Origin of the sequence: Hominibacterium faecale (assembly GCF_020734085.1) — a bacterium.
Taxonomy (GTDB): domain Bacteria; phylum Bacillota; class Clostridia; order Peptostreptococcales; family Anaerovoracaceae; genus Hominibacterium; species Hominibacterium faecale.
On sequence record NZ_JAJAGH010000007.1, the window covers coordinates 113,254 to 125,584 of the forward strand.

General features: G+C 50.6%; 9 protein-coding genes. 1 reads left to right on the forward strand and 8 read right to left on the reverse strand.

The window, feature by feature from the left end; translation table 11 throughout:
• The first annotated feature begins 5 nt into the window (after positions 1–5).
• Positions 6–716, forward strand: a complete 711-nt coding sequence (locus LG211_RS10200) for an Ig-like domain-containing domain (RefSeq protein ID WP_269477443.1) — start codon at positions 6–8, stop codon at positions 714–716.
• Here the strand turns inward: LG211_RS10200 and LG211_RS10205 are convergent.
• Genes LG211_RS10205 through LG211_RS10240 form a run of 8 tightly spaced genes read right to left on the reverse strand, consistent with a single transcriptional unit; the run spans position 697 to position 12,278 of the window.
• Complete coding sequence (locus LG211_RS10205) at positions 697–3,078, reverse strand: transglutaminase-like domain-containing protein (RefSeq protein ID WP_269477444.1); 2,382 nt, start codon at positions 3,076–3,078, stop codon at positions 697–699. The genes LG211_RS10200 and LG211_RS10205 overlap by 20 nt on opposite strands.
• 3 nt (positions 3,079–3,081) lie before the next feature.
• Positions 3,082–4,236, reverse strand: a complete 1,155-nt coding sequence (locus LG211_RS10210) for a DUF58 domain-containing protein (RefSeq protein WP_253019919.1) — start codon at positions 4,234–4,236, stop codon at positions 3,082–3,084.
• Entirely contained in the window at positions 4,236–5,264 is a 1,029-nt protein-coding gene (locus tag LG211_RS10215) for an AAA family ATPase (RefSeq protein WP_269477445.1), read from the reverse strand. Before LG211_RS10215 ends, LG211_RS10210 begins: the two co-directional genes overlap by 1 nt.
• A 9-nt stretch (positions 5,265–5,273) precedes the next feature.
• Positions 5,274–6,353 carry an ABC transporter substrate-binding protein gene (locus LG211_RS10220; RefSeq protein ID WP_148396381.1) on the reverse strand — a complete coding sequence of 360 codons (1,080 nt, stop codon included), beginning with the start codon at positions 6,351–6,353 and terminating at the stop codon, positions 5,274–5,276.
• Positions 6,354–6,355: 2 nt separating this feature from the next.
• Positions 6,356–7,165, reverse strand: a complete 810-nt coding sequence (locus LG211_RS10225) for an ABC transporter ATP-binding protein (RefSeq protein WP_253019922.1) — start codon at positions 7,163–7,165, stop codon at positions 6,356–6,358.
• Positions 7,165–8,187, reverse strand: a complete 1,023-nt coding sequence (locus tag LG211_RS10230) for a FecCD family ABC transporter permease (protein WP_253019923.1) — start codon at positions 8,185–8,187, stop codon at positions 7,165–7,167. The genes LG211_RS10225 and LG211_RS10230 overlap by 1 nt, the downstream gene beginning before the upstream one ends.
• A 15-nt stretch (positions 8,188–8,202) precedes the next feature.
• Positions 8,203–9,081 carry a hypothetical protein gene (locus LG211_RS10235; RefSeq protein WP_253019924.1) on the reverse strand — a complete coding sequence of 293 codons (879 nt, stop codon included), beginning with the start codon at positions 9,079–9,081 and terminating at the stop codon, positions 8,203–8,205.
• 26 nt (positions 9,082–9,107) lie between these two features.
• Positions 9,108–12,278: a leucine-rich repeat protein gene (locus LG211_RS10240; RefSeq protein WP_269477446.1), complete on the reverse strand. Its 3,171-nt coding sequence runs from the start codon at positions 12,276–12,278 to the stop codon at positions 9,108–9,110.
• Positions 12,279–12,331 lie beyond the last annotated feature (53 nt).

The following is a 12,331-nucleotide window of genomic DNA, read 5'->3' on the forward strand; positions in this document are numbered from 1 at the left end:
TCACTATGTTCAAACGCAAACGGCCTTATTTGATTGTCCTTGCCCTCTGCCTCGCCCTGTCCCTATCCGCCTCATTTGCTTTTGCTGAGGGCGGCGATGGAACCGGGGGAGGAAACGGGGAAAACCGGGACATTCCTCTGACGCTGAAAAGCGCTTCGATCGCTGACGGCGCCGCAGGCGTTGCCATTAATGAAACCATTCAGCTCAATTTCAATAAAAATGTTTGTAACGTAACCGTCCTTGCGGACAACAAAAAGTGTTTTCATCTCACCGACGCAGACGGAAATGCCGTTGCCATTAACCTGATCTTTCCAGACAACCAAGTCCAGAAGGATTATCGGCGGGAGGTTTTTATCCGGCCCGCCAAAGACCTGAAAAAGAACACCCAGTACCGCATCTCGGTGGATAACACCCTGGCGGCCAAGAACGGCACCACCATCGACAACGCTTACGCCATCACCTTCACCACCGGCTCAGACCGCACCAGCGAGGAAAACGAAATTCTCAAAAAGCTGGGCGAAAACATCATCACCTACGAAACCGCCTACGGCGAATCGGCGGACTTTGTACCCGTAGATAAATCGGGGCTGGACGATGTTTCTAAAAAGCAGGGGCCGGATACCGGATTCATTGCCAAGATCGCCGCTGTAATCCTGATCCTTGTAGTCATCCTCTTCACGGTCATCTATCTCAAGCTCAGACATAGAAAAGAATAAATTTCATCAGGAACTTTTTCCCTCTCTTCTGAGTGGAATAAATGTGGCGGCCTGCTGCTTTTGCGTAGGCTGCTATTTTTTTATGCTCCTCTTGGGAAAGATTTCTTTCTCCAAATCGAACATCATTTATCAATCTGAGGAACTGGGCAAACCGGATTTCGGTGACAGCATCGTAAGCTGAGCCTACTTCCTCCAGCTTATCGTAAGGATTGGCCGGAATCGGGTGATGGTCAAAGGCCATCACCTTGGTTACATACTTGTACATCGCATATACGTTTTCCTTGGTCCCCACAGTGCCGAAGGACGCCAATAACCGCCGGATGCGCATTCTGCCCAGCACTTCGTAAAGGGCTATCAGCAGCAGGAGCGCCAGGCCGGCAAACCACCAGGGACTGATCGATTTGTCTTGCTCCTGCTTGTCCTGCTCCGGCTGATCATTCTGAGGCGCCTCATCCTCATAGCTCTTTTGTTTTTCTTCTTCAATCTTCTCATCTTCCTGCATTTCTTTGGTCTGTTGCTTCTCCATGTCATAAAAACCGGGGATGACCTCCACCGGGAACCACCCGATCTCATCGATATAGATTTCAACCCAGCTGTGAGCCAAAGAATCGGGTATATCCATGGTAACATCGTCCATCTGTGTATAGAGCTTCATGTAATCCGACGACAGATAATAGCCTTCCGCGTACCTGGCCGGAATCCCGGCCTGTCGGAACATGAGGGCGGCCGCTGTGGCAAAATACATATCGTTTCCCGCTTTGCTGTGCTCCATGAAATAGGCCAGCTGATCCTTGCCTTCCGGCGCTTTATCCTGTTCGACATCATAGGTAAAGGACTCATCAAACTTGCTGCGGATATGATGGAGCGTGTATTCAATGGTTTTTCCAATACATTGATCGATCCCGCTGCTCTTCAGGGCTCCGGCATCCTCATCGGAAACGTACAAGTACGTATCATACACATATCTCCGATACACGCTTTCCGGCTCCGCATAATCGTTCCAGTCCGGGCTGCCTTTCAGCTCCGACAGCCAGCCGGTCAGGGCTTTTTCATTGTAGTCCTCGAACTTGGGCAAAAAGGTCTTGAAGGAGTAGTCTCTCTGCCCCCTCAGCCCCTTTGCAAAGGCTCCGTAATCTTTGATATAGCGGACCTGATCGGGCATGGTATCGCCGCTGATGGCCGCTTCATAAGGCAGATACAGGTATTTGCTGCTGCCGTTTACATTCTCTGCCTTTACGGAAACAAAATCATAATCCTTCGACATCCGATACAGCCGGTCCTGCTGCATCCAGGGATAAAAATCCTTTTGCTCCAGCCATTCGATCATGCCGGTATATTCGCCGGAATAGGCGCCTTCCGGGGCCGGGGCCCACTTGCCTCCTGCGAAATCTCCTCCTGCAAATCCCCTCAGATACATAGCCCGGGGCAGCTGCATATTCAGGGTCAATACCGTATTCTCCGTATAAGCCAGCGGATGGGCGCTGTTCAAATCGCCCCTTGACAGCTGATCGATTTCTTCTCCCTGCAGCTTATCATAGCGAAGATGCTCCTGTGCGGCAACGACCGACGCCTTGGCTTCATCGACGCTTTGGGGCGGACGATAATCGTCTCCGGAAAAGACCAGCACATAGCACAGCAGCAAAGCCGTCGTAACGCCTAGAAAAATATAGGGCAGGGACGAATTTTTCTCATTTTGTATGTAAATGGGCTTTCGTTTTTTTCTGCTCACCGGCCTTGCCACCGCCGAGAGAACCAAAAGTCCGGTCCAGCCCAGCATCAGCAGGATCAGCAGCCATATGGAAGGACCTACCTTTAGGCACAATCCGACCATAACCGGCAGCGCGGTCAGCACAAAGCCCAGCAAAGGCTCTTTGTGGTAAATGCTATGGGCGATCCCCATGGAAGCCAGCAGGATGACCGGGATGACCGCCAGAAGAACATCCTTGCCCCAGTCCGCCGTGTCCCCGGTCAATTCAAATGGAATGAGGCCGGCATTGAGCTGATCGTTTAAGACCTGGATGATGATGTTGCCCATGACCAGAAAGCCGTTCCACACCGCCTGGTATGCCAGGACAAAGTAAATGGCAGTCAAAAGAAAGACATAGAAAACCAGAAACCGTCCCAGAAACGGATTGCGGCAGAGCAGATAAAGCCCGATGGGCAGCCCTGCGATCAGCAGCATGTTGATCATGGGGTCAACTGGGCTGGGAAACATGGAAAAATAGGTATACCAGCACCCGACGGACAGCCCCGCCGCCAAGAGCAGCTCAAAGACCACCCGTCTGCGCGGGTGGCTTTTGTCTTGTTCGGTTATCTGGTTCAGCTCCATTGAGGTCTGTGTTTTTTCCTTCATCCAGTTCATAGACTATACCATAATCTCCGGGATCCCTTCCGCCGCTTCACGGACGGATATGGGTACCAATTGTACGGCCTGCTCGGCCTCATCCCTTTTCTGTTCATCGTCATATACGTAAATCGTTTTCATCGTCTGAGAGACTTCCATCTCCGCCACTTTATCCAGATCCAGATCGGAAACCACATAAACCAGCGTACTGTTTCGGCTGCGGTAGCCGCTGGCCCCATAGTAATCCAGCGCCACCGCTTTTTTGTCAGAAGCATACGAGGAAAGCAGCTGGGCCGAGGCCATATCCAAATCCTCAAAAGCATCCAGTTCCCGCACATGAAAAGCGCCCTCGCCTGCGTCGTACCAGGCCAGGTTGTGATTGATGCCGCTTTCCAAAAGCGCCTTGGAAAGGGATAAGTACAGTTCCACCACTGCGTCTACCACCTCTTCCTTGCCCAGCGTCAGCTCCAGGAGCAGAAAAAGGGAATAGTTGAGGGGCAGGCTGAAATCCCGAACCATCGTCTTATCGATCTTGGAGGAAAGTTTCCAATGGATCTTGCGAACTTCATCGCCCGGCACATAGTCCCGCAACGCAAAAATTTCGCTCACATCCTGTCCCGGACGGTCAGGAGAATACCGGCTGCCGTCGCCCATGGTTTCAATGGGCTTTTCCATGTACACGGCCGCTTCCCGCAGATCCGGATAAACCACGGTCGCCTGGTCGGTCAGGCTGGCTTTTTTCAAAGTAAAGAGGCCGAAGGCATCATAAACGCAGATTTTTTTCGTGGAAATGATCACCGTTCCAACCTTGCTGCCTTTCATGGAAAGATGGGCGTCTACCGTCTTTTTTCCGCCCACGGTGGCGTTGACTTTTCTCATCATCTTTGAACCCGTCATCTGATTTTCCAGCTCAATGGTAAAGGTTGCTCTGGCCACAGGAAAAAGGCTGTGGTTGACAAAATGATAGGTGAACACCGCATCTTTCTTTTCTACCGATTGGGGCACATCCAGCGTAATCGAAAGCCCCCGCCTGGAAAAAAGCATCAAGCCCAGGGAAAGAAGAGGCAGCAGGATGCACAGTCCCAAAAGGGTCAGTGTGTAATAGGTATTTGTAAAAATGTAAATCGCTGTCATCATAGTCAAAAGCAGCGCATAAAACACTCGGTTTCGCAGCATTATTTTACCTTTCCTTCCAGCACCGCAGGCGGTTTCACTTGGTCCAGAATATCCTGCAGAACCTTTTCTTCCGTTTCTTTGCGTATCTTTGCCCTGGCGGTCAGGATCAAACGGTGGGCGCATACATCGATGAATACATCCTTTACATCCTGCGGGATCGCATAGCTTCTGCCCGCCAGCAGAGCACCTGCCTTGGCCATCTGGACCAGGGCCAGAACGGCTCTTGGGCTGACGCCCTGTTCCACCGCCTGTGCAGTTCTGGTTTTCTCACAAAGAGCCGCGGCGTATTCGATGATCTCATCGGACATCTTCACCAGCTGCACTGCCCGTTTCATCGCTTTGATATGGGGTGCACTGACTAAAGGCCGAACCGTTTCTATGGGATCGGAAGTCTGCCGCTGTTTTACAATGTTGACCTGGCTTTCAATATCCGGATACCCCATGGACAGTCTTGCCATAAAACGGTCCATCTGGGAATCCGGCAATTTCTGGGTCCCGGCGCTTCCCAAGGGGTTTTGGGTAGCAATACAGACGAAAGGTTCCGGAGCCTTATGGGTTACCCCATCTACGGTGACGCCGCCCTCTTCCATGACCTCCAGCAGAGCTGCCTGGGTCTTTGCGGAGGTACGGTTGATTTCATCCGCCAGGAACAGGTTGCAGAGCGCCGCGCCCGGTTTATAGTCCAGCCCGCCGGTCTCCTTGTTGTAGATGCTGAAACCCGTGATATCGCTGGCCATGGTATCGGGCGTGAACTGCATCCGCTTATAATCCAGGTTCATGACCTTGGAAAGGCCCAGCGCCAGGGTCGTCTTTCCTACGCCCGGCACATCCTCCAGCAGAATATGGCCGCCGGCCAAAATGACCATCAGGACTTTTTTAATAACCTGGTCTTTGCCCACAATGACTTTTTTCAGCTCAAGGATCATTGCAGCCACGACTTTTTGCATCTCCGCGGTCACCGAATCCTTAGGCGCTGGCGCAGCCGGCTGATCCTGCGGCTTCTTCGTTTCGTTTGACTGATTTTCCATTTCTGCCTCCTACTGGGCCGGCGAATTGGACATTCGCATCCCTTCGCCGGAAAGTATCTTTTTTACTGCTTTATGATCCAGTTTCAGATCAAAATATTCCTGATAATAGTCGGATGTATACGCTTCCAGGTCCATATCCGCAAACTTATCCGGATAAAACAGCTTCGCCACTGCCAAAACGCCCATATGGGCTTCCATAGATCCCGGATGGCACCAGCGGGTGGCTCCCACCGGAAGGGTATAGACCTTCTTATTTTTCACTGCCGTAAGCCCTTCCCACTTGGAATCGGAAAGAATATAGTCGGTTACCGAGGATTCGTTGGCGATGAACGCAAAGGGATCCCATTTGTAGATTTCTTCCAGGGTGGTATAGGTCTTGTCTCCGCCGGCCTGTACGCGCTTTTCAATGGAAATGTTCTTAACTGCAGCCAGGTTCATGATCTCGCCGCAGATATCCCCCTCCCCATCGGTTCGAATCGCTTCGTTGACGGAATGATAGACTGACGGCCAGTTCTCTTCCGCCACATCTTTCAGCTTCCCATTTACCATTTCGATGGTGTCCTTTTGGAACTGAATATACTTCTGCGCCTGCTCTTCTTTGTTGAACACCTTTCCCATTACATCGATGGCGTTCTGCAGCTCTTCGATGGTGGTATAATCCACCACAACATAAGGGATTCCCACCTTTTCCAGCTTTTCCACTTCACCTTTGTTGGAAGCGGTGGAATAACGCACCAGAGCCATGTCCGCTTCGACCCGCAGCAGTTCCTCCACATTGATCGAGCCTTCCTGATAAGGGGTGGCCGTCTCTTTAATCTGCGGATATTTCATCTGCATCAGCACATCGGATTTTACACCACCTGGCGCGCCGACGATTTTATCGCCTTCATCCAGCATGGCCATCATGTGGGCCGTTGACGCATAGAGGCATGCCACTCTCTGGGGTTCCTCAGGTATCTCAACCGTGCGCCCGGCGCAGTCTGTGATGATTTTTGCCGCTCCCTTTGCGGGCCCGCTACTGCTGCCGCAGGCTGTGACGGAAAAAAGCATCACCAGAACGGCCAATATGCTGACTATCTTCTTTTTCATGCTTACCTCTTGTTTCGCAGCGGAAGAATATACTTTCGTTCACCGGTTCCGTTGCTGACGATTTCTGTAATAATGTTAAAGGTCGCTTCCAGGTTTTCCGTGTTCAAAACCTGGGACGGCGTTCCCACTTGGGCGAAGTTGCCGTCGTTGATGAGGGCGACTCTCGTGTTGACCCCCGCGTTCTCCAGATAATAGGCCTGGTTGAGAAAATGGGTCGCCATGATGATGGAAATCTTTTTATCCCGCACCAGCCGGGCGATGATCTCCATCACGTTCAGCTCATGGGTAAAGTCCAGATGGGCCGTAGGCTCGTCCATGACCAGAAGATGCGATTGCTGGGCTATGGCCCTGGCGATAATGACCAGCTGCAGCTCTCCGCCCGAAAGCTTGGTATACTCCCGATCCTCAAACCCGCTGAGTCCTACTTGCTTTAGTGCATCTCTGGCGATGGTTTTTTCAGCTTCTCCTGGAGGTGCGAACGTCCTGGCGGCATAGGTCCTGCCCATGGTCACCACGTCGAGCACCGTGTAGGCGAAGGTGGTTTTGTGTCCCTGCGGAACGTAGGCCACATGCTCTGCGAATTCTTTGGGCTTTAGCTTTTCCAGCGGATTTCCGCCCACGAGGATCTGTCCTTTTTTTAATTTATTCAGGCCCAGGACGCAGTCGATGAGCGTCGATTTGCCGCATCCGTTGGGGCCGATGATGCAGAAAATTTCTCCTTCTTCCACCTGAAAATTCACGTGTTCAAATATGGTCCGTTTGCCGTCATAGCTGAAAGCGGCATTTCTCACTTCAATCAGAGGCATAGACATCACCAATTCTTCCCTTTCGTCTTTTTCAGCAAATAAATGAAGAACGGTCCGCCCACGATGGCAGTTACAATGCCCAGCGGGATCTCCGCTCCGCTGATGGTCCTGCAGATGGTATCTACGAAAACCATAAAGCAGGCGCCGATGGAGATGCTGGCGGGGATCAGCCATTTGTTGTCGCTGCCAATGACCATTCTGCACATATGGGGCACCACCAGCCCGACCCATCCGATGACGCCGCTGATGCAGACCGCTCCTGCGGTGGCCAGAGTAGCAAAGCCGATGACAATGCCTTTGTTAAGTCCCACATTCAGGCCCAGGGTCTTTGCCTCCCGGTCTCCCATGGAAAGTACGTTAAGCCGCCAGCGAAACAGGATCATCCCCGCCAGTCCGACCAGCATCGGTACGGCGGAAAAGACCAGCTCCGCCGATTTGGTGGAGGCCAGGCTGCCCATGAGCCAAAAGGTAATGGCCGGAAGCTCGCTATAAGGATCCGCCATGTATTTGAGCAGCGACAGGAGTGCGGAAAAGATGGATTGAATGATGGTGCCGCCCAAAACCAGCGTGATAGTCGGCGTCCCGCCGCTGACCTTTCCCACCAGATAGGCCAGGATCACCGCCAGAATGCCAAAGCCAAAAGAAAAGAGAGACGTCATCACCATATTGTTGAACAGCAGAATCGACAGCGCGGCCCCGAATCCGGCCCCGTTGGAAACGCCCAGCATGCCGCTGGATACCAGCGGGTTGCGGAAAAGGCTTTGAAAGCAGGCTCCGCTCACAGCAAGACATCCGCCTACCAGCAGCCCTTGAATGGCTCTCTGAAAACGGATTTCCATAACCACGGTATAGGTCTTTTGCTCAACGCCCAGATCGGTTCCGGTGATGGCCGTGGCAAAACTTTTGAACACATCCTCTATACTGACGCTGTACCTGCCGATGCAGATGGTGCCGATGAAAAAAATCAGGGGCAGGGCGGCCAGAGCTATTACGATCAGCCATTGTTTTTTCTTGTGATTTGCTGTCAAACTCGTTTCTCCATTTTATTTCACACAAATAAATCCGTCTGCCGTCCATCTTCTAAACAGACAGTTGTAACACGCATGTTCGGTCTCTTCATAGCACTCTTCCACGTCATTGTCCGCTTCAAATTGATCGCATGGGGTGGTCCAGGTGGTGATTTTCTGATCGCCTTGATAAAGATCCTGCTTGGTGCAGGCTATGTACCTTGCGCCTCTTTGGGCCGCGATCAGTGTTTTCTTATGATCCACCATGGCCAGTTTCAGCTGTTTATCCACGGATACTTCTTGTTCGTCATTCAATTCTTTTCCATAAAAGTCCAGAACTTGTTCAATGCCCATCATGGTTTTCCACTTAGCCGCCGTGTAGCTTTTCCCTGCATGCTCGCTGCCCTTTCCGCCCCGGAAGGTCCCGTCGCAGCCGGAAAGCCGCAGGCCAACGCCCGCAAGGGCTCCGATGACACCAATCCCCGTGCCGCCGTATTCTTCCAGAACCGTGCCGCCGATTTCTTTTGCCAGGGCGTAGGCCTCTTCCTTTTTAATGATCTCTTTCTGCGCCCGCTTGCCGTAAGCGATCAGCCGGTCCGGCTCCCTGAGCTGGTCCAGCCTGCAAAAGCAGAGCCCTGGATCGGAGCTTTCCGCCATGTTGGTCTTCAGCACTTCCTCGGCAGCCTGCTTCATCTGGGAAACGGTCACCCCTTCTATGTTCATTACCATGCACATGGAACTGTTGTGGGATGTGTAGTCGATGTCCTCATGGAGCAGCAGCTGATGGCGGGTGATGCCTTTTTCCAGGGCGCCGCCCATGGCCTGAATGCGTTTTGCGATCAGATCGGAAATTCTTCCTGTGCTGGTGCTTTTGGTCAAATCGTCGGTGTCGTCTACACAGATGTATATCTTCATTGCCTTGTTCCTTTCATATACCACGATTATCTTGCTTTATACGAAGCTGCGGCCGAGTAGGCGCTGTAAATCTTCTTGCCCTTTATTTTCCGATAGGCCCGAACTTTATAATAGTAGCGTTTGCCTTTCTTCAATTTGCTGTTGGTGTATTTTGATGTCTTGCTGCTCACCGACTTGATGGATTTATAGCCTTTGTTTTTCTTTGTGGAGCGGTAAATCCGATAGCCGCTCGCTCCCGATACTTTCTTCCAGGAAACCTTAATCTTTTTCGATCCGCCTTTTTTCGCTTTTACGCGGGTCGGCTTGGATAGCACTGGCTTTGCGCCGGCATAGGAGGAATAGCTGCCGGAATATCGTTCGTTTCCATTTGTCTTATAGGCGCGAACCCGGTAATAATAGGTGGTTCCGGTTGTTTTTCCCGTATCGGTAAAGCTTCTTGCCGATGCGGATTGGGTGTACTTTTTCGTATAGGAACCGTTTTTCTTTGTGTAGCAAAAGATTTCATATCCGGCTGCGCCGCTGATTCCCGTCCAGGTGACTTTGATTTTATTGTAGCCTGCGGATACAGCTTTTACCGCAGGCGCCGCAGGTGCGTTTACTGTGACCGTACATTTGGCTTCGACCAGGCCTTCCAACGTCTTGGCAGTGATGACCGCCGAACCCGGCTTTATTCCTTTTACGTTTCCGTTTTGATCCACCGATGCCACCTGGGGGTTTGACGAGGACCACATCACGTCTTTGCTGTTGTTATTGTAGACCGTCACATTGGCCGTAAGTTTTTTTGTTGCCGCGACCTCCATGGAGAGGGTTTGCGCGTTGAGGGAGATAGCGATTTGGGAGATGATGTTGTTTTTATACTGTCTCCAGCCTAATGCCGACTTATATGCGTTTACGCTTCCCGGCGGAACAAGGATCGTTGTGATCGAGTCCGGAAAAACCGCGCCATCGTATTGTGGCGGCGTCTTTGCATTGATGATAATCCGGCTGCCCAGACTTGCGCATTCGCCAAAGGCGCCGTTTCCCAGCTTCTCCAAAGCGGAAGGCAAGATGATGTCTCTGAGATTTCTGCAGCCTGAGAATGCGTTTCCTGCAATAATTGTAGTGTCTTCATTCAGCCGGACTTTTTTCAAGTTTACCCGATCTTTGAAGGTGCTGCTTTTGAACCGATTATCTTCTAACACCGCATTTGACAAATCAATTGTCGTTGCATTAAGGAAATTATCCTTCAAATATGGAATGTCGTCACTGTAATCTAAAACTGCATTGCCAGAAATTTCGATCCTCAGTGTGTCAATCTGACTTTCAGATTTATTTTCCAAGTTCAGTGCGGCCTCTGCGGTCTCTTGCAGAGTGCCTGTTTTACTTACTCGTAAGGACAGAGTATCTTCAATCTCATCTTCCTCAATTTTAAATTGCTTCCAATATTCGTGGTTTCGATATGCTTCACCGCATCCATACGGAACCTTTATGCCCAAAATGCTGGTTCCCTCAAAACAGCCTGGATACTCACTGCATTCCGGAGGTGTTACTGCATTGATCGTAATCATCTTTCCATTTAATGAAGGACATCTGGCAAAAGCATTATCACCGATAAAAGTCACTCCAGCAGAAATTTGAACATTGGAAAGCGCCTTACAGCCGTCAAATGCCTTAGTATTGATTTTTGAAAGACGATCAGGCAGCTTTACGGTGGTCAAATGATTCATACCCTCACAAACCATGGGTGGAAGCGCATCAACCGTACACTTGGAGATGTCCAGCTCTTCTAAGGCAGATAGCTTCTCCCTCATATAGGTGAAGTCCTTGTCTGATAAAGATGCTCCCCGTACGGTAAATAGCTTGATCTTTTTAATGCTGTTCAGTTCGCTTTCCGGCTTACCGCTCTTTTCTATGACGGTCTGCAGCACACCTTTTGTATCATCTGAATTGCCCTTTGGAATCCCGACTGAAAAAGCATCCCCGGCAGAAGTCACTTCAAATTCAATTGCCCTGGACGCTGCCTTTGCTCCGTCCGGAATGGATTCTGGATGATCCTGATGCCATTTTGAAGTAGCTGTAATATGGCTTTTTTCACCGGCCTTATTTGCCCACAGAGCAGTCCACTCGCCGGTTCTTTCATCGATATCGATATTATCACTGGCTGACCAGACATATTTTCTGTAATCACCCTCGCTGCCGGGATTCGCGGTAACGGAAGTCTTTGCTGTTCCGTAATTTCCTACTGACAGCTTGGAAGGAACGCCTATGATGTCATTTACCGTGGCCTCTACTACCCTCACCGCCTGCAGCGCATCGATAGCGTCACTGAGCTTTTGGGCCATTTCCTCTTTCTGAGCCGATGTAGCATTTTCATCATTGCGAAGTTCCTTTGCCTCATCTAATTGAGCTTTCAATTTCTCTTTCAGTGTTCCATCGCGGTATTCCCCCGCCTGCATTCCTATTACCGCAGATTCATACAGTTCTTCTGCGACGGTGATCGCTTTATCCAAAGTGTATTTTCCCTTGACTTTGAATTGAAACGCTACGGGGACGCCCAAAACTTTTTCTACATTATTGCCGCAAGTTTCTGCGCCAAATTCCAAAATGTAGTCGCCTGATTCCAGCGTCTTTTCCGTATAGAGGGTTATCCTGCCGGAACCGTCTCCATTGGAAGCATTGCCATAGGTCTTGTTATCGTCAACAAAGAGATTTCCTTTTTTATAATTGATGATCGGCTCCTTGTTTTTCGCCCAGTCCTTCCCCGTATAGGAGTCGCCCGGTTCCAGAGAATAAATGTTGACCTGAGTCTTTTTATCCGGGCTCATCCCTGAATACTGGCTCGGATCCGGGTTTAAATTGTACTTCGTAAAGTTCCAGTTTCCCGCTTCTCCAATCTGGTTCATTCCCGCTGTCATGCAAAGCGCGAATTCAATTCGGCCCGCGGTGCCGTCAAGGGTTTCGTTAATTTGATTTAAGAAATAGCCGCCGGAATTGTCCGTAGTGTGAAGCACCGTTATATCCGATGGTTCTACCAGCTTCATGTTGTTGTAATCTTTAATGCCCTGTCCTGTCTGCAGTGTCCCCTGCAGACCCTGAAAACCATATTCGCTTTCTGCATGAACCTCTGGCAATGGGATCAAAGTAAGCAGCAGCAGCGCTGCTGTGATCCATGCGATCATTCTTTTATTTAATTTTTCCGTCGTATATTGGCTCATCATATTCTTCCGTAACTACCGCAAGTATACTGCTTTACAGCATACTTGCGATGTCT

Excerpts from the sequence above, each read along its gene's own strand:
- LG211_RS10200 (WP_269477443.1), top strand. The coding sequence starts at position 6 with ATGTTCAAACGCAAACGGCCTTATTTGATTGTCCTTGCCCTCTGCCTC.
- LG211_RS10205 (WP_269477444.1), bottom strand. The coding sequence starts at position 3,078 with ATGAACTGGATGAAGGAAAAAACACAGACCTCAATGGAGCTGAACCAG.
- LG211_RS10210 (WP_253019919.1), bottom strand. The coding sequence starts at position 4,236 with ATGCTGCGAAACCGAGTGTTTTATGCGCTGCTTTTGACTATGATGACA.
- LG211_RS10215 (WP_269477445.1), bottom strand. The coding sequence starts at position 5,264 with ATGGAAAATCAGTCAAACGAAACGAAGAAGCCGCAGGATCAGCCGGCT.
- LG211_RS10220 (WP_148396381.1), bottom strand. The coding sequence starts at position 6,353 with ATGAAAAAGAAGATAGTCAGCATATTGGCCGTTCTGGTGATGCTTTTT.
- LG211_RS10225 (WP_253019922.1), bottom strand. The coding sequence starts at position 7,165 with ATGTCTATGCCTCTGATTGAAGTGAGAAATGCCGCTTTCAGCTATGAC.
- LG211_RS10235 (WP_253019924.1), bottom strand. The coding sequence starts at position 9,081 with ATGAAGATATACATCTGTGTAGACGACACCGACGATTTGACCAAAAGC.
- LG211_RS10240 (WP_269477446.1), bottom strand. The coding sequence starts at position 12,278 with ATGATGAGCCAATATACGACGGAAAAATTAAATAAAAGAATGATCGCA.